Source organism: Blastococcus sp. TBT05-19 (assembly GCF_003319095.1).
In the GTDB taxonomy this organism is placed as follows: Bacteria; Actinomycetota; Actinomycetes; order Mycobacteriales; family Geodermatophilaceae; genus Blastococcus.
Genome location: NZ_QOHI01000005.1, coordinates 378379 through 394902 on the forward strand (window position 1 = coordinate 378379; position 16524 = coordinate 394902).

Annotated in this window: 21 protein-coding genes; 11 read left to right on the top strand and 10 right to left on the bottom strand. The window is 74.5% G+C overall.

What is annotated here, in order from left to right:
- Positions 1-4: 4 nt before the first annotated feature.
- From DQ244_RS15460 to DQ244_RS15465, 3 genes are all read right to left on the bottom strand, one after another.
- Positions 5-406 (bottom strand): hypothetical protein, encoded by a 402-nt coding sequence (locus DQ244_RS15460; RefSeq protein ID WP_113812358.1) that lies wholly within the window; start codon positions 404-406, stop codon positions 5-7.
- Positions 403-561, bottom strand: a complete 159-nt coding sequence (locus DQ244_RS19455; RefSeq protein WP_158544571.1) for a hypothetical protein — start codon at positions 559-561, stop codon at positions 403-405. Before DQ244_RS19455 ends, DQ244_RS15460 begins: the two co-directional genes overlap by 4 nt.
- A gap of 95 nt (positions 562-656) precedes the next feature.
- Positions 657-1235, bottom strand: a complete 579-nt coding sequence (locus tag DQ244_RS15465; protein WP_113812359.1) for a helix-turn-helix domain-containing protein — start codon at positions 1233-1235, stop codon at positions 657-659.
- 67 nt (positions 1236-1302) lie between these two features.
- On the opposite strand from DQ244_RS15465, the gene DQ244_RS15470 reads away from it, so the two are divergent.
- Both DQ244_RS15470 and DQ244_RS15475 read left to right on the top strand, forming a co-directional pair.
- Entirely contained in the window at positions 1303-2247 is a 945-nt protein-coding gene (locus DQ244_RS15470) for an NAD(P)/FAD-dependent oxidoreductase (protein ID WP_113812360.1), read from the top strand.
- Complete coding sequence (locus tag DQ244_RS15475; protein WP_113812361.1) at positions 2244-2900, top strand: bifunctional 2-polyprenyl-6-hydroxyphenol methylase/3-demethylubiquinol 3-O-methyltransferase UbiG; 657 nt, start codon at positions 2244-2246, stop codon at positions 2898-2900. The genes DQ244_RS15470 and DQ244_RS15475 overlap by 4 nt, the downstream gene beginning before the upstream one ends.
- Here DQ244_RS15475 and DQ244_RS15480 read toward each other — a convergent pair.
- Positions 2897-3715, bottom strand: a complete 819-nt coding sequence (locus tag DQ244_RS15480) for a hypothetical protein (RefSeq protein WP_113812362.1) — start codon at positions 3713-3715, stop codon at positions 2897-2899. The two genes, DQ244_RS15475 and DQ244_RS15480, sit on opposite strands and share 4 nt — an antisense overlap.
- Positions 3716-3862: 147 nt before the next feature.
- Between DQ244_RS15480 and DQ244_RS15485 the strand changes: the two genes are divergently transcribed.
- Positions 3863-5251, top strand: a complete 1389-nt coding sequence (locus DQ244_RS15485; protein WP_113812363.1) for an MFS transporter — start codon at positions 3863-3865, stop codon at positions 5249-5251.
- 115 nt (positions 5252-5366) lie between these two features.
- Entirely contained in the window at positions 5367-5942 is a 576-nt protein-coding gene (locus DQ244_RS15490) for a GNAT family N-acetyltransferase (protein ID WP_113812364.1), read from the top strand.
- Here the strand turns inward: DQ244_RS15490 and DQ244_RS15495 are convergent.
- The 3 genes from DQ244_RS15495 to DQ244_RS15505 form a co-directional block, all read right to left on the bottom strand.
- Positions 5932-7053: a uroporphyrinogen-III synthase gene (locus tag DQ244_RS15495; protein WP_233491577.1), complete on the bottom strand. Its 1122-nt coding sequence runs from the start codon at positions 7051-7053 to the stop codon at positions 5932-5934. The two genes, DQ244_RS15490 and DQ244_RS15495, sit on opposite strands and share 11 nt — an antisense overlap.
- A 94-nt stretch (positions 7054-7147) precedes the next feature.
- A complete protein-coding gene (locus tag DQ244_RS15500; protein WP_233491580.1) occupies positions 7148-7666 on the bottom strand; it encodes a uridine kinase in 519 nt (172 codons plus the stop codon).
- A gap of 23 nt (positions 7667-7689) precedes the next feature.
- Positions 7690-8745 carry an MBL fold metallo-hydrolase gene (locus tag DQ244_RS15505; protein WP_113812367.1) on the bottom strand — a complete coding sequence of 352 codons (1056 nt, stop codon included), beginning with the start codon at positions 8743-8745 and terminating at the stop codon, positions 7690-7692.
- Positions 8746-8803: 58 nt separating this feature from the next.
- Here DQ244_RS15505 and DQ244_RS15510 point away from each other — a divergent pair, with 58 nt between their 5' ends.
- The 5 genes from DQ244_RS15510 to DQ244_RS15530 all read left to right on the top strand — a co-directional run bounded on the left by DQ244_RS15510 (position 8804) and on the right by DQ244_RS15530 (position 11845).
- Positions 8804-9292: a PH domain-containing protein gene (locus tag DQ244_RS15510; protein WP_233491583.1), complete on the top strand. Its 489-nt coding sequence runs from the start codon at positions 8804-8806 to the stop codon at positions 9290-9292.
- 310 nt (positions 9293-9602) lie between these two features.
- Positions 9603-10292 (top strand): translation initiation factor IF-3, encoded by a 690-nt coding sequence (gene infC, locus DQ244_RS15515; protein WP_233491586.1) that lies wholly within the window; start codon positions 9603-9605, stop codon positions 10290-10292.
- 55 nt (positions 10293-10347) lie between these two features.
- Positions 10348-10542: a 50S ribosomal protein L35 gene (rpmI, locus tag DQ244_RS15520; protein WP_104525481.1), complete on the top strand. Its 195-nt coding sequence runs from the start codon at positions 10348-10350 to the stop codon at positions 10540-10542.
- A 35-nt stretch (positions 10543-10577) separates the two neighbouring features.
- Positions 10578-10967 carry a 50S ribosomal protein L20 gene (gene rplT, locus DQ244_RS15525; RefSeq protein ID WP_113812369.1) on the top strand — a complete coding sequence of 130 codons (390 nt, stop codon included), beginning with the start codon at positions 10578-10580 and terminating at the stop codon, positions 10965-10967.
- 89 nt (positions 10968-11056) lie between these two features.
- The gene (locus DQ244_RS15530; RefSeq protein ID WP_113812370.1) at positions 11057-11845 is read left to right on the top strand and encodes an RNA methyltransferase; all 789 of its coding nucleotides are present in this window, start codon (positions 11057-11059) and stop codon (positions 11843-11845) included.
- A gap of 15 nt (positions 11846-11860) precedes the next feature.
- Here the strand turns inward: DQ244_RS15530 and DQ244_RS15535 are convergent, their stop codons facing one another.
- Together DQ244_RS15535 and DQ244_RS15540 are read right to left on the bottom strand one after the other, a co-directional pair.
- Positions 11861-12193, bottom strand: a complete 333-nt coding sequence (locus tag DQ244_RS15535; protein ID WP_147251540.1) for a hypothetical protein — start codon at positions 12191-12193, stop codon at positions 11861-11863.
- Between the two features lie 27 nt (positions 12194-12220).
- Entirely contained in the window at positions 12221-13147 is a 927-nt protein-coding gene (locus DQ244_RS15540; RefSeq protein WP_113812372.1) for a diiron oxygenase, read from the bottom strand.
- A 63-nt stretch (positions 13148-13210) separates the two neighbouring features.
- On the opposite strand from DQ244_RS15540, the gene DQ244_RS15545 reads away from it, so the two are divergent.
- A complete protein-coding gene (locus tag DQ244_RS15545; protein WP_113812373.1) occupies positions 13211-13873 on the top strand; it encodes a TetR/AcrR family transcriptional regulator in 663 nt (220 codons plus the stop codon).
- A gap of 30 nt (positions 13874-13903) precedes the next feature.
- A complete protein-coding gene (locus DQ244_RS15550; protein ID WP_113812374.1) occupies positions 13904-14200 on the top strand; it encodes a DUF4873 domain-containing protein in 297 nt (98 codons plus the stop codon).
- Positions 14201-14203: 3 nt separating this feature from the next.
- On the opposite strand, the gene DQ244_RS15555 is transcribed toward DQ244_RS15550, so the two are convergent.
- Positions 14204-16459: an EAL domain-containing protein gene (locus DQ244_RS15555; RefSeq protein WP_233491589.1), complete on the bottom strand. Its 2256-nt coding sequence runs from the start codon at positions 16457-16459 to the stop codon at positions 14204-14206.
- Positions 16460-16524: the final 65 nt, after the last annotated feature.

A 16524-nucleotide genomic window follows, 5' to 3' on the forward strand; every position in this document is an offset into this window, starting at 1 on the left:
TCCCTCAGGGCGCCGGGACGACGACGGTCGCCTCGTGCGGCCCGCCGCACTCCTCGGTCCCGCCGACGCGGCGCCACTCCAGCTCGGCCTCGAGCTCGGTCAGCCGTGTGCCGTCGGGCCCGAGCACGCGGACGACGACGGAGTCCGGGGTGGACATGTCGAGCAGCGCGCCGGCCGCTCCGCCGTCGGCCGGGTCGACCGTCGCCGTCTCGGCATCCACGAGTGGGTCGGTGTAGCAGGCGGGCTCGCACTCGATCGTCACGCCGCCCTCGACGGCCGGCCATCCGTCGGCGAACTCGACGACCAGCTCGTTGGACCAGCCGACCGCGGAGCAGACGGTCCCGCCGGCGCAGCCCGAGACCAGGACCAGCCCCGCGAGCACCGACGCGATGCAGGCGACGGTCACGCGCTTGGCGGCGGCGGAACGGCCGGGAGGTCCTTGGGCCGGTGCCGACGACGCAGGTCGGCCAGCAGCTTCCGGCGTCGCTGGGCCTCCTCGGCCAGCTGGCGGGCGGCGACGACCGACGCGCTCTCCGACGGACGGGCCTGGCTCTTCGGCATGCGCGCTCCTTCGGCCGCCCCGGCCGGTGCGACGGCCGAGGGAGCGAAGGATGACAGCTCGAGGCAACGAAACGGTAACGACGGGTGCCGGTGGCTCAGCGGTCCCGCGGGCGGGCGCGCACGTGCATGCGCTCGCCCTGCGGACCGAACAGCACCAGCGCCTCCGCGGGCTCGGGGAACGGGTTGGAGAAGGCGTGCGGCACACGGGTGTCGAACTCCACCACCTCGCCGCTGCCCAGCACGAAGTCGCGCGGGCCCAGCAGGAGCCGCACGCGCCCGGAGAGCACGTACAGCCACTCGTAGCCGTCGTGCACCTGCTGCTCGGTGTTGCCCGCCCGCCACCGCGGCGGCCACACGTACTTGTAGGCCTGGAGACCGCCGGACTGCTTGGTCAGGGGCACCATCGTGGCGCCGTCGCGCTCGATCGGCCGCCCGTGCACCCGCGGGTCCGCCGGGGCCGGGACGTCGACCAGGTCGTCCAGGGCCACGCCGTGCGCGCGGGCCAGCGGGAGCAGCAGCTCCAGCGTGGGCCGCCGCTGCCCCGACTCCAGCCGCGACAGCGTGCTCACCGAGATGCCGGTCGTCGCGGAGAGGTCGGTGAGGGTGGCGCCGTTCTCCTGGCGGAGGGCGCGCAGGCGCGGGCCCACGTTCTGCAGGACGTCGTCGTCGGTCACGGGACCAGTTTGCCACTTCGGCAATGACAGTTGCTAGAGCTGGCCGTCCGGGACCACAGTGGGCGCCATGGACGAGCGGTACGACGTGGTGGTCATCGGAGGCGGCGCGGCGGGGCTGAGCGGAGCGCTCACCCTGGCCCGCGCCCGGCGCAGCGTGCTGGTGGTGGACGCAGGCGTTCCCCGCAACGCACCGGCCGGGCACGTGCACAACTACCTCGGGCGGGAGGGCACCCCGCCCGCCGAGCTGTACGACATCGCACGGGGTGAGGCGGAGGGCTACGGCGCCACCGTGCGCGGAGGACGGGTCACCGCCGTGCGTCGCGAGGACGACGGCTTCGTCCTCGACGTCGACGACGAGCAGGTGCGCGCCCGCCGGGTGCTGCTGGCCACCGGGCTGACCGACGAACTGCCCGACCTCCCCGGAGTGGCGGAGCGGTGGGGGAACACGGTGCTGCACTGCCCGTACTGCCACGGCTGGGAGGCGCGCGACAGCGCCGTCGGCATCGTGAGCACCGGCGTGATGGGCGTGCACGCGGCGAAGATGTGGCGCCAGTGGACCGACGACGTCGTCCTCTTCGTGCACACCGGTGCCGAGCCGACCGACGAGGAGCTCGAGCAGCTGGCGGCCCGCGGGGTCCGCGTCGTGCGGGACGAGGTGGCCGGGCTCGAGGGCGGAGCCGACGTGCGCCTGACCTCCGGTGAGCTGGTGGCGCGCGACGCCGTCGTCGTCACCCCCCGGTTCACGGCCAACGCCGACCTGGTCGCGGGGCTGGGCGCGGTCCCGGTGCCGATGGAGATCAACGGCGCGGTCGTGGGCAGCAACCTGCAGGCCGACCCGACCGGGCGCACCGAGGTCCCCGGCCTCTGGGTGGCCGGGAACGTCGCCGACATGAGCGCGCAGGTGATCGCCGCGGCGGCACAGGGGCTGAAGGCCGGAGCGATGATCAACGCCGACCTGATCGAGGAGGACACCGCGCGCGCGGTGGCCGGGAAGCGGAGCGTGGCGGCATGAGCGAGCACCAGCACGAGCACGGCGCGGCCCGGCAGCCCGTGGTCACCCGGGAGTCCTACGACGAGCTCTACCGCTCGGCGCCGGCCATCTGGACCGGGCGGCCTAACCGGCAGCTCGTCGTCGAGGCCACCGACCTGGCACCCGGTTCCGCGCTGGACGCCGGCGCCGGCGAGGGCGGCGACGCGCTCTGGCTGGCGTCGCGGGGGTGGCGGGTCACCGCCGTCGACTTCTCGCCGGTGGCGCTGGAGCGGGGTGCGGCCAAGGCGGCCGAGCTGGAGCTGGCCGACCGGATCGAGTGGCTGCACGAGGACCTGGACGCCTGGACCCCGCCGGCGGGCGCGTACGACCTGGTCACGGCGCACTACCTGCACGCCACCTGGTCCGACCGCTCGCGGATGCTCCGGGGGCTCGCGGCCGCCGTGGCGCCGGGCGGCACGCTGCTGGTGGTCGGCCACCTGATCGGCGACCACTGGGGGCACGGGCAGCACCACGCGCACGAGCCGGGAGCGCTCTACACGGCCGAGGAGGTCGCGGCGGAGCTCGCGCCCGGGGATTGGGACGTCGTCACCGAGATCCGGGAACGCGACCCCGGGGCCGCCGAGCGCACCGGCAACACGGTGCCCGACACGGTGCTGGTGGCGCGCCGCCGCTAGGAGCGGGGCAGACCCAGGTCGGCCAGGGCGGCGGCGACCGCCTCGTCGCGCAGCACCTCGAGGACCAGCAGCCGGTGCACGAGCACGCCCCGGCGGGTCAGCCGCAGGTCGGCCGGGCGCAGGCGCGGGAGCGCGGCGCCGCCCGGGCGGGGCTGGGCGGGCGGCGGGTCGAGCAGGCCGCTGCGCTGCAGGTCGGCGACGTCCTCGGAGGCGCCCCACGCGGTCCAGCCGCGGGGGTCGTCCTCGAGCGGGCTCATGGGCAGCGGCACGCGCTCGCGCCGTCCGACCGCGGCCAGCAGCGCGAGCTGCCGCCAGCTGAGCTCCTCGGCCAGCCGGAGCCCGCGGCCGACCAGCTCGGCGTCGATGTCCGGGGACACGGCGACCTCGGCCAGCAGGTAGCCGAGGTGGCGCACCCGCCGCTCGTCGGTCGACCGCCGAGCCGCGGCGACGACGGACTCGGCCAGCTCCTCGACCAGCGGCCGGCTGCCGGGGCGGGGTGTGAAGAACCGGTCGGTGCGGACCGCGCGGCCGTTCCGGTGCACCGTCGCCGCGTACTCGACGGCGAAGGCCAGCGCGGCGCCGGCCCGCACCCGCTCCCGGCCGGTCAGCTCCGCGACGTCGTCGGCCACGGTGCGCAGCGCCCCGGCGAAGCGCGGGTTCACCTGCACCCGCGCGGCCGCCGGCTCGAAGACGACGGTCGCGGCCGCCTGGCTCATCGAGCCGGCCACCGGGGTGCCGGACTCGATGAGGGCGCGGCCGCCCGTCGGCGTCTCGGCGGGGCGCTCCTCGACGGCTGACTCCTCGGCGGCTGTCACCCGCTGATCTTCGCCGGTCCTGGTGCGCTCGTGCACGCCGGTGACCGGAGGCCTCACCACAGCGGGGCACGCGCGGTGAGCGGAACGGAACAGGAGTTCACCCCGACGGCGACACCGGGGAAACGCCCGCCCGTCACCGTCGTCGCCATGGCCGCCCCCACCCGTCCGCCGTCCACGACCACGACGATCCCGGCCGCACCCCCGGTGCGGTCAGGCCGCTGGATCGACGACTGGCGCCCCGAGGAGCCGGAGTTCTGGGAGTCGACGGGGAGGACGGTCGCCCGGCGCAACCTGTTCTTCTCGGTGTTCTCCGAGCACGTCGGCTTCTCCATCTGGAGCCTGTGGCCGGTGCTCGTGCTCTTCCTGCCCGAGCCGGTCTTCGGGATCGACCCGGCCGGCAAGTTCCTGCTCACCGCGCTGCCGACCGCGCTGGGTGCCTTCGTGCGGCTGCCCTACACCTTCGCCGTCGCCCGCTTCGGCGGCCGGAACTGGACCATCGTCAGCGCCGCGCTGCTGCTGGTGCCCACCGTCGCGACGGCGATCGTGCTGGAACCCGGCGTCGACTTCGGCACCCTGCTGCTCGTCGCCTGCCTGGCCGGCGTCGGTGGCGGCAACTTCGCCAGCTCGATGGCCAACATCAACGCGTTCTACCCCGACCGGCTCAAGGGCTGGGCGCTCGGACTGAACGCCGGTGGCGGCAACCTGGGCGTCCCCGTCGTCCAGCTCGTCGGGCTGCTCGTGCTGGCCACCGCCGGGGCGGCGCACCCGCGGCTGATCCTCTGGATCTACATCCCGCTGATCGTGGCGGCGGCCGTCGGCGCGGCCCTGCTCATGGACAACCTGACGATGGCGCGCAACCAGCCGCGGGCCATGCGCGAGGCCACCCACGAGCCGCACACCTGGATCATGTCGTTCCTGTACATCGGCACCTTCGGCTCGTTCATCGGCTTCGGGTTCGCCTTCGGGCAGGTGCTGCAGAACCAGTTCACCGAGTCCTTCGCGACGCCGCTGGCCGCCGCCTCGCTCACCTGGCTCGGCCCGCTGCTCGGCTCGCTCATCCGACCGCTCGGTGGCTCGCTGGCCGACCGGTTCGGCGGTGCGCTCATCACCTGCTGGACCTTCGTCGCGATGGCGCTCGGCGCGCTGGTGGTGTGGACGGCGAGCCAGCTGGGGTCCCTGCCGCTGTTCGTCGTCGGCTTCGTTGCGCTCTTCGTGCTCAGCGGGGTCGGCAACGGCTCGACCTACAAGATGATCCCGGCGATCTTCCGGTCGCAGGCGCTGCAGTCGGTGGCCCAGGGCGGCGACGCCGAGGCCGCGGACCGGCGTGCGCTGCGGATGTCCGGTGCGCTGATCGGCATCGCGGGGGCGGTCGGCGCCTTCGGGGGAGTGCTGGTGAACCTGGCGTTCCGGCAGTCGTTCATGACCACGGGTACCGGCGACTCGGCCTACCTGGTGTTCATCGCCTTCTACGTCGTCTGCGTGGCGATCACCTGGGCGGTCTACCTGCGCCCCGGTCGCGCGCTGGGCCGCGTCTGAGGCCGACGTCCCTCACCGTTCGGGGTCCTCCCTCACCGTCGACCACGAGGGAGGACCCGGGACGATCAGGTCTCCTGATCGTCCTCACGCCCGCTCCACCTGCCACGATGCGGCCATGGCGATCGAGGTGTGGCCTGCGAGGAACTTCCACGACGTCGCCGCGCTGGTAGGCCCGAAGCGGCCCGACGCCAACGTCTGCTGGTGCCTGAGCTACCGGATCGGCTCGAAGGACAACCGCGCGCTGACCGGTGCCGCACGGGGGGAGCGGGTGCGGCAGCTCGTCCGGGAGGACCTGCCGTTGGGAGTGCTCGCCTACGACGACGGCGAGCCGGTCGGCTGGGCCGCCGTGCACCCGCGCGCCGGCACGACCTTCGCGACCAACCGGAGGATCCCGCACGTCGACGACCTCGACGTCTGGTCGCTCTGGTGCGTCCGCGTGCGCCCCGGGCACCGCAAGCGGGGCATCTCGCACCCGCTCGTGGCCGGCGCCGTGGAGTTCGCCCGGACCCACGGCGCCCCGGCGGTGGAGGCGTACCCGGTCGACAACGACGGCGCGAGGGTCGACCTCACGATGGCCTACGTGGGCACCCGGGCGCTGTTCGAGCGGGCCGGCTTCGTCAAGGTCGCCGACACCGGCTCGGTGATCAACGGGTTCCCGCGCATCCTGATGCGGCGGGACCTCAGACCTTGAGCCGGTAGCCCCGCTTCACCACCGTCTCGACCAGCGGTACCGCGAGTGCCGCGCGCAGCCGGGTCACCGCCATCTCCACCGCGTGCCCGTCACCGCCGCCCGGGAGCGCGGCGACCAGCTCCGGGCGGCCGACGACGTGCCCGGGCCGGCGGACGAGTTCCCGCAGCACCGCGACCGATCCCGGGGGGAGCTCCACCAGGCGGTCGTCGACGACGGCGGCGTGCCCCCGCACCTGGAGCGTGTGCGGTCCGATGGTCAGCACCGGGTCGCGCTCCGGCAGGCGGGCCACGACCTCGCGGGCCAGCGCGCCGAGCCGGGACCGCTCGGGCCGGACGCTCGGGATGCCCGCGGCGTCCAGCGGCCCGGCGGTCACCTGGCCGACGGCGACGGCGAGCACCCGCTCCTGCAGGGCCGCGACCAGCGCCTCGCGCCGGCCCAGCTCCTCGGCGACCTGCAGCAGGCTCGCCGCGGCCGGTGCGCTGGTGAACGTGACCGCGTCGACCCCGCCGGCCACCACGGTGGCGACCAGCCGGCGCACCGGGCCGACGTCCTCGGGGAGCACCCAGCGGTAGACCGGGACGGTCAGCACGTCGGCGCCGGCCTCCCGCAGCCCCGAGACCAGCTCCGGCAGCGGGTCGCCGTGCAGCTGGACGGCGATCCGCCGGCCCTCCAGCGGTCCCTCGGCGCCCGACAGCAGGTGGTCGAGCACCTCGGCGGAGGACTCCGACTCGGGGGACCAGGCGTCGACCAGCCCACCTCCGCGGATGGCGCCGCGCGCCTTGGGGCCGCGAGCGAGCACCCGGGCGCCGGTCAGGTGCTGCACCAGCGGCAGGTCCCAGGCGTCGCAGGCCTCCAGCCAGCCGCGGAACCCGACGCCGGTGGTCGCGACCACCAGGTCGACCGGCGCCTCGAGCACCCGCCGGGTCGCCGCCACGAGCTCGGTGTCGTCGGAGAGCGGGACGATCCGGATGGCGGGTGCGTGGACGACGCGCGCCCCGCGGCGGTCCAGCAGTGCGCCCAGCTCCTCGGCACGCCGGGCCGCGGTCACCGCGACGGTGTACCCGGCGAGCGGCAGCACCCCGGTCGTCGGTTCCTGGACGGTGTCGGTCACGTGTCCCCCTCGCCAGCGGTCGTCCCCCATGGTGGGCGATCCGGGTTACCGGCGTGTGTCCCCGGGCCTGCCGCCCGCGTGCGGGTGAGCGGAGTCACGCCCCGCCGTCGACGACGACGTCGGCCCGGTCCCGGGTGCCGTCCGCCGCGAAGTGCGCCGCCTCGGTGCGCTGCCACCGGTGCCACTCGGTCGCGAGGTGCTCGCCGTCCCGCGCGAGCCCGCGGGCCAGCCGCAGCCCGGCGTCGGCCTCCACCCACACGCGCAGGCTCGCCCACGGGTCGGCCGGACGCGAGGCGCTGCCGCACCCCTCCACGACCAGCACGCCGGGCACGGGCACCGGCGTCGGCTCGGGGGAGAACCGCCCCGCCGCCCAGTCGTAGCGGTGGTAGGCCCCCGCCCGTCCCGCTGCCAGGGGGCCGAGCACGCCGGCGGAGAGCCGCGCGACCGCCCCGGTGAGCGTCCAGCCGGCGTAGAGGTCGTCCATGTGGACGACGACGGCGTCCGGCCCCAGCACGTCGGCGAGCCGGCCGGCAAGCGTCGTCTTCCCCGAGCCGGCCGGGCCGTCGACGCACACCAGCCGGGTGCCGCCCAGGCGCGGGGGAACGGTGCGCACCCGGCCTGCGAGGGCGGCCGTGCTCAGCGGACCGCCGCCGTCCACGTCGGCACGGGTCCGCCGCTGCTCACCACGAGGCCGCGCCGGGCCAGCAGCCGCACGTGCGCGTTGGTCTCGGTCACCGCGAAGATCCGCATCCGGCGCGCGTACTGCTCCCACGGCCGCGACCAGGTGAGGTGCGAGGCCAGGTCCCACGGGGTGGCGTGCGGGTGCGCGCGGATGGCGTCGAGCAGCTCGGTGAGCCGGCGCTCGTGGTGCTCGGTCAGCGAGTCGACGCGGTCGGCCAGGCCCCGGAAGCGCCACTCGTGCGCCGGGAGCACCTCGGTGGCCTCGAGGTCGCGCACCGCCTGCAGCGAGGTCATGAAGTCGCCCAGCGGGTTCCCGTCAGGCCCGGAGTTCGGCCCGCTGGAGATGTTGGGGCTGATCCGCGGCAGCACGTGGTCGCCGGAGAAGAAAAGCCCGGTGCGCTCCTCGGCGAAGCACAGGTGGCCCGGGGTGTGGCCGGGGGTGTGCACGGCCCGCAGGTGCCAGCCGGGGAAGTCGGCGTGCTCGCCGTCCTCGAGCAGCCGGTCGGCCACGGCCATGCGGTGGAAGCCGGACAGGTTCTCCGCGCCGCCGACGTCGCTGAGCGCCTCCTCGCGCGGGGCACCCAGGCTGACGAGGAACGCCACCTCCGCGTCGACGGACGCCTGGGCCTCGGTCGTGGTCAGCCGTCGGACGACGTCGACGTCGGCCGGGTGCATCGCGATCCACGCGCCGCTGGCCTCGCGGACACGGGCGGCCAGGCCCAGGTGGTCGAAGTGCAGGTGGGTGACCAGCACACCCCTCAGGTCGTCGATCCCACCGCCGATCGAGGCGAGCCCCTCGGTCAGCGCCTGCCAGCCCTCCTCGCTCTCCCAGCCGGTGTCGATCAGCCCGAGACCGCCGCCGTCGAGGGCGAAGGCGTACGTGCTGACGTAGCGCAGCGGGTTGTGCGGGATCGGGACCGGGATCGACCAGAGGTCGGGACGCAGCTGCTCGACCGGGGGGAGGGTGCGGCTCTGCCACGCCTCGTGCTGGACGGTGCCGGTGATCTCCACGTCCCGGCACTCTGCCAGTCGCCGTCGCCGTCGTCGGTCCGGCTGGGAGGATGGCCGCGTGCCCGGTCCCCAGGTCCCCGCGTCGGTGTCGATCGTCCCGCGTCGCCTGCGGCTGGTGCTCGCCGTCCTGGCCGTGGTCGTCGCGGTGGTGATGGGGCTGGTGGCGCTCTCGCTGCCCTCGACGACGAACACGGTGGTCGACTACGGCGTCGTCGACCAGGTCGCCATCGCCGGTCTCGGACTGGTGCTCGCCGCCGGGGTGCTGTTCCTCGGCCGGTCCCGCGTGGACGCCGACGCCGACGGCGTCCGGATCCGCAACGTCCTCGTGCACCACGCGCTGCCCTGGACCGCGGTGCGCGCGGTGCGCTTCGACCGGTCGTCGTACTGGGGCGCGCTGCGGCTGGAGAACGGGGACGAGGTCTCGTTGCTGGGCCTGCAGTCCTTCGACGGCGAGAGCGCCGTGACCGGGGTCGAGGGGCTGCGCGCCCTGCACGCCGCGGCGCGGGCGAAGGACCCGGTGCGCCCGCCGCTGCTCTACGACGACTGAAGAAGGACCCCGCTGCCCCCCACCGTTCGCAGGCTCACGGCGGGTCCCTGCAGCGGGGCCGTTCCAGTCCGTCACCAGGGGTGGGAATGCCGCGCGCGGTGAACAGGCTGTAGAGTGGGCGTGCCTCCCCGCTACATCGAGGCGCGCGAACCACTTGGCGGCCCCGCCCCGGGCCGCCGAAACCAAGAGGAGCCCGCTCCCACCTGACGCCCCCTGGGCGCCCAGGTCCCGGATCGCGAGAACCGACCCAGGTCGGTGCTCGCGTGCGCACGCACCCTGACGGGTCGTGCGCCACCGGCGAGTGGGCCCCGTGAGCAGACGCTCACGGGGCCTCACGTCTGTCGGCGCCCGGGTGGGCCAGCGACTCCTCCCATGCAGCAGCAGAGGAGAGGCCATCACCGAGCCCCGCATCAACGACCGCATCCGTGTCCCCGAGGTCCGCCTCGTCGGACCCGAGGGCGAGCAGGTCGGCATCGTGTCGATCGGCGAAGCGCTGCGCCTGGCCCAGGACTCCGAGCTCGACCTCGTCGAGGTCGCTCCCATGGCCCGGCCGCCCGTCGCCAAGCTCATGGACTACGGGAAGTTCAAGTACGAGGCCGCCCAGAAGGCGCGTGAGTCCCGGCGCAACCAGGCGCTCACCGTCATCAAAGAGATGCGGCTGCGTCTGAAGATCGACCCGCACGACTACGAGACCAAGAAGGGCCACGTCGAGCGCTTCCTCAAGGGCGGCGACAAGGTCAAGATCACCGTGATGTTCCGCGGCCGCGAGCAGTCGCGCCCGGAGATGGGCTACCGCCTGCTGCAGCGGCTGGCCGGCGACGTGTCCGAGCTGGGCGTCGTCGAGTCCAACCCGAAGCAGGACGGCCGGAACATGGTCATGGTGATCGCTCCGCACAAGAACGCGCAGGCGCTGCAGCAGCAGGCGCAGGCCGCCGCGCAGTCCGCCAAGGCCCGTGCGGAGAAGAACGAGCAGCCCGAGGAGCAGGCGCCCAGCGCCTGAGAACCACCCCTCCCGCAGGGCCCACGACGTACGACAGACGAACAGGACGAGGGACATGCCGAAGCAGAAGACCCACAAGGGCACGGCCAAGCGCGTGCGCGTGACGGGCTCCGGGAAGCTCGTCCGCGAGCACACCAACAACCAGCACAAGTTCGAGGTGAAGTCCTCGGGCCGCAAGCGCCGCGTGAGCGGGATCGGCGTTCTGTCCAAGGCCGACGCGCCGCGGATGAAGAAGCTGCTCGGTCTCTGACCGCCCTTTACTGACGAGAAGACAGGAGCTCTCACGTGGCACGCGTGAAGCGGGCGGTCAACGCCCAGAAGAAGCGTCGTAGCGTTCTCGAGCAGGCCAGCGGTTACCGCGGCCAGCGCTCGCGGCTCTACCGCAAGGCCAAGGAGCAGATCCTCCACTCCGCGACCTACAACTACCGCGACCGCAAGGTGCGCAAGGGTGACTTCCGCAAGCTGTGGATCACCCGCATCAACGCCGCCGCGCGGCTGAACGACATGACCTACAACCGGTTCATGCAGGGCCTCAAGCTGGCCGGCATCGAGCTGGACCGTCGTGTCCTGGCCGAGCTGGCCGTCAACGAGCCGGCGGCCTTCGCCACGCTCGTCGAGTCCGCCCGGGCCGCGCTCGCCGCGAACCCGCAGGCGACCGGCGCCCAGGCCGTCTGAGCCTGAACCACGAGACGCCGTCGGCGACCGGTCCCGCGTGGCCGGCGCCGGCGGCGTCCCCGTCTGTCCGGGCCGAGGAAGGGAGAGCCGTGACCGAGCTGCTGACCGAGCGCTCCGGCCGGATCGTCGCCGCGCGCAAGCTCACCCGTCGGGCCGGACGGGACGCCGCCGGGCTCTTCCTCGCCGAGGGGCGTCAGGCCGTCGTCGAGGCGCTCGCCGACCCCGACGGTGTGCGCGAGGTCCTCGCCACCGAGGCGGCTGCCACCGCCCACCACGACCTGCTGGCCGCGACGTCGGTCCCCGTCCGGCTGGTCACCGAGAGGGCCGCCGCCGGGCTGTCGGAGACCGTGACGCCGCAGGGGCTGGTCGCCGTCTGCGAGCTGCGCGACGTCCCGGCCGAGACCCTGGTCCCCGCGCCGCCCCGGCTGTCGGTGGCCCTCGCGGAGCTCGCCGACCCGGGCAACGCCGGCACCGTGCTGCGCACCGCCGACGCGTGCGGCGCCGGCGCGGTCGTGTTCGGTGCCGGATCGGCCGACCCGTACGGCGGCAAGGCCGTCCGCTCCAGCGCCGGCAGCGTCTTCCACGTCGACGTCGTCCGCGGAGCGCCGCTGGAGACGCTGCTGCCCGCGCTGCGGACCGCCGGGGTGACCGTGCTGGCTGCCGACGGCGGGGGAGAGGCATCCCTCGACGAGCTGGGTCCGCAGCTGTCCGGGCCCGTCCTGTGGCTCTTCGGCAACGAGGCCCGCGGTGTGCCGGCGGAGCTGGCGGCCCTCGCCGACGCGCGGGTGCGGATCCCGATGCGGGGCCGGGCCGAGAGCCTCAACCTGGCCGCCGCCGCGGCGATCTGCCTCTACACCACCCAGCTCGCCCAGGGCTGAGCGGCGCCCCGGCGCTCAGACCGGGGGCAGCGCCAGGATGCGTCGCGCCAGCCGGCGCTCCCGCCACGAGTACCCGCTGGATCCGCCGGGCGAGACGTCCAGGAACGCGGCGATCGCGAGGATGACGGCGACGCCGAGCACGGTTCCCGCGATGCCGGTCGGTGTGGGGGCCGAGCGCCCGGACAACCGGACCACTTCCTGCGCCCAGGCGTGGGCCACCGCAGCGACGTAGGGGTCGGGGTGGCTGCGACCTCGGCGGGCGGCCGCCCGGACCCGGCGCCGGGTCGATGCGCCGAGCTGCCGCCACTCCTCGTGCGGCAGCACGACGCGGCGAGGTGGTCGGGGCATGCCGGTGAGGATGCCTGACGGATGCGCTCAGACGAGTCCGGCGCGCTTCCAGAGCCGCTCCGAGGGCCCGCCGATGAGGCCCACCTCGCGCAGGAAGGCCACCAGCCCGGCGGAGGAGTCCTTGAGCTTCGCGCGGTAGTGCTGGTTGCCGCGCGCCGCGGCGCGAGCGGTCCTCGGGTCCAGCCCCACCGCCGCGTAGACCTGCGGCTGCACGAGGTTCTCCGCGACGATGGCCGCGCACGCCGCCACCATCGTCCGGTGCCGGCGCAGCTGCAGGAACGAGAGCTCCGGGGTGCGACGGGCGACCTCCTCGCGGGCGAAGCGCATGTGCCGCGCCTCCTCCACCACGTGGATCTGGCTCGTGGCGCGGGTCAGCGGCTGCACCCGCTCGTCCTTCATGAGGTCGCGCTGGAAGATGTCGAGGATCTCCTCGGCCACCAGGATCGCGGCGTACGCGGCCGGGCCGTCGGCCCGCTTGGCGTACCCCTTGCCCAGCTTCAGCAGCGACGACGGCGGCCCGTAGGACGGCGCCCCGAAGGTCTGCGCCGTCCGCGCGAACATGACCGAGTGCCGGCACTCGTCGGCGATCTCGGTGAGCGCCCACTGCACGTGCGGCTGGGCCGGGTCGTCGCCGTAGATGTCGCGCAGCACGAGCTGCATGAGCAGGTGCTCGAACCAGATGCCGATCCCGGAGATCGAGCAGTACTCGTGGATGGTCAGCGTGACCCGCTGGGAGTGGTCGAGCGAGTCCCACAACGGCGTGCCGTACAGCGTGGACCACTCGGGTGACAGACCGTAGAGGTCGTCGGGGATCGGCGCCGTCCAGTCGATCTCGACCACCGGGTCGTAGGACTTCTTGGCAGCCGATCCCAGCAGCCTCGAGGACAGCGCCTGGCGGTCGACGGGAGCCTTGGTCGTCGAGCGACTCGGGCGGGACGGAAGGATGGTGGTCATCGGCGGGCTCCCCAGGACGTCGAACGAGTACCGCAACGAAAGGTAGCTGTTACCTTGGATCACATGCAACGGGTGGTCGAGTCCCCGGGCGTGTCGGCGCCACCGCCGTCGCCCGACGGGCGACGCTCGCGCTGGACCGAGCACCGCCGCGCACGCCGCGAGGAGCTGGTCGGCGCCGCGGTGGCCGCGGTGCGGCTGGTCGGCCCGGACTTCTCCGTCGACGACGTCGCGCGCAGCGCCGGTGTCTCGAAGACCGTCATCTACCGGTACTTCAGCGACAAGGACGAGCTGATCGACGCCGTCCTCGAGCGCATCTCGCAGGCGATCCTGCTGCCGCGGCTCATGGGTGAGCTGGCGGTCGACCGGGCCGACGACCGGGAGCAGCTGCGGGCGGTCATCGCCGCCTTCGTCTCCCTCATCGAGGACGAGCCCGCGCTCTACCGGTTCGCCTACGCGCAGACCGGCCGCGCCGGCCGCGCCGATCTCGTCGCCGCCACGGAGCACGCCGTCGCCACCGCACTGGGTGGGCTCATCCGCGCCCGGCTGATCGAGGCCGGCCGGCCCCCCGAGGGGGCCATGACGTGGGCCTACGGCGTCGTCGGGATGGTGCAGCTGGCGTCGCACTGGTGGTCGGTGGCGCGCACCGTCCCGGCCGCCGACCTGATCGAGCAGCTGACGGCCCTGGCCGACGGCGGTCTGGGCACGCTGCTCCCGCCCCGTGGCTGATCGGGGAGAGAGCTGACCGAGGGGAGCGCCATGAGCGAGCACGAGGAGCCCGAGGGCTACGAGGGCGAGGTCACCGTCGTGGTCGACGGCGTGACCAGCACCGCGCGCGCCGCCCTCGGCGCGCGTTTCGACCCGCTCGCCGGTTCGGTCGTCTGGTCCGGGCGGGTGGCCGTGCAGGCCTCGCCCCGGACCCGGCTGGAGATCACCACGCCGCACGGCAGCTCGGTCGCCGAAGCCACCGAGACCGACCCCTGGGGCAACACCCGGGTCACCGGGGTCGGGCGCCCGCCGTTCCCGGTCGAGCTGCTCGACGGCGCCGGGCGCTGAGGGTCAGCGCGCCGGTGCGCGTCCGGCCGCACGGTCGGCGACGGCGAGCAGCCCGGCCACGTCGTCGGCGTCGGCGGGGAAGCGGGCAGCACCCACGCTGACGGAGAGCACGGTCGGGGTGCCTTCCACCACCACGGGTCCGCGCACCGCGGTGCCGAGGTCCTCGAGGACCCGGTCGACCTCCACGCGCGCCGATTCCGCGGCCAGGTCGGGCAGCACGACGGCGAACGAGTCGCGGGTCCAGCGCGCCACCAGGTCGCCGCGCCGCAGCCGGCTCCGCAGCCGCTCGGTGGTGGTGCGCATGAGCGCCTCCGCCGCGGCCGGCCCGTGCTGGCTCTCGATCTCACCGTGCCCCTGCACGGCCAGGACGAGCAGCCCGACGGCGTCACCGGTCGCCCGGGCGTTCCACAGCGCGGTCTCCACCTGGCGCTGCACGTGCTCGCGGGTGGGCAGCCCGGTCAGCGGGTCGGTGACCGCCAGCTCCTGGATCTGGGCCAGGTAGCTCAGGCCCCGGTCCCGCTCCCGCTGCAGCGCCCGCTCGGCCTCGATGCGCTCGGTGACGTCGACCTGGACGCCGATGTACTGCACGAGCGCGCCGGAGTCGTCGAACACCGGCGCCAGGTGCAGCTCGTTGAACCAGGGGGTCCGCCCGGGGCCGCGCACGTTGAGCAGCACCTCGCGGGACTCCTCGCCGGCGGCGATCGCGTCGCGGATGCGGGCGACGGCGGCGGGGTCGGTGTCCGGCCCCTGCAGGAAGCGGCAGTTGCGGCCGATCAGCTCCTCGCGAGGCAGGCCCGCGAGCCGCTCGAAGGCGGCGTTGACGTAGACCATCGGCTGGTCGGGCAGCCGCACGTCGACCAGGCAGACACCGCTGGGCGTGGCGTCCAGCGCCCGGCGGACGATCGCGTTGTCGCCGAGCAGCTGCGCGACGTAGGGGTCCACGGTGGTGGCGGCGGAGGTCGCCGGTCGGACGACCGGAGCCGACGGCGCGCGGGTCGCCCCGGGAGCGACCCGGTCGAGCAGGCTGCGCGCGGCCCGGACGGCGACGTCGCGGTCGTAGGTCAGCGCGTACTCGAACTGGCGCTCCAGGTCGGGGCCTGTGGTGCCGAGGTCACGGGCCAGCAGGGCGACGCTGAAGTGCGGGGCGAGCACGACGACGTCCCACTCGCCGCGGACGGGGTCGCTCGGGGACAGGTCGGTGCCGCGCAGGCCGGGGAGGGGCTCGACGGGCAGCCCCTCGCCCAGCGCGCAGACGAAGCCGGTGCGCTCGACCAGGTCGCGGTACCGCTGGGTGGTCGACGGCGTGAAGTGACGGGCCTCCTGGAACGTGGCCGCGACGACGCAGGTCTTCCCCAGCCGCATGGCCTCGCGCTCGAGCTGCTTGCTCAGCTCGATCAGCAGGCTCTTGGGCGCGCGGCGCAGCACCGTCCCCTCGGGGAGGCAGGAGAACGGCGAGTCGGCCGGGCCGGTCGTGTCGTCGTCGGTGGGTGCGGGCAGCGCGCCGGCCGGACGGTCGGTGGCCGGCGCGTCCGACGGCCGGCCGAACAGCCAGCCCTGGCCGAGGGTGGCGCCGAGCGCGTGGGCCATCGCCAGGTGCCGGTCGTCCTCGATGCCCTCGGCGAGCACGGCGGCGCCGGTCGTCTGGGCGTAGGCGTTCACCGCGTTCATGATCTGCGCGATGGCCGGGCCGGGGCGCTCCTGCACCAGCCGCAGGTCCAGCTTCACGACGTCGGGGCGCAGCAGCGGCATGAACGCCAGCGACATGGGGTCGGCGCCGACGTCGTCCAGCGCGATGCCCCAGCCCAGCTCCCGCACCCGGGCCACGGTGCGCAGCAGCTCGGCGGGGCGGGCGGCGATGGCGCGCTCGGTGATCTCCAGGACCACGCGCAGCCGACCCGGGGCGGCGTCGGCGATGGCCAGCAGCTCGTCCAGCGGCGCGGTGTCGAGGACCTCGGGCTCCACGTTGACGAACAGCGCCAGCGGAGCCGCGATGCCGTGCCGGCTCGCGCCCTCGAAGGCGGCGACGCGGCAGGCGCCGTCCAGCTCGGCCAGGCGGCCGGCGGCGCGGGCCGCGGCGAAGAGGTGGTCGGGGCGGTGCAGCGGGCCCTCCGGCCCGCGGGCCAGCGCCTCGTGCGCGACCACCCGGCCCGTGTCGAGCTCGACGATCGGCTGGAAGACGCTGCGCACCCCACCGGGGCGCAGCGCCTCGTCGAGGGCAGCGGTGAGGGAAGCGTCGGGTTCCGGGCGCACGTGGTCCACGGATCCGGCATCGACCGCCGGGTCGGCGAACCGGAGCCGAACCGGGACGGCACCCCCCGAAGGGG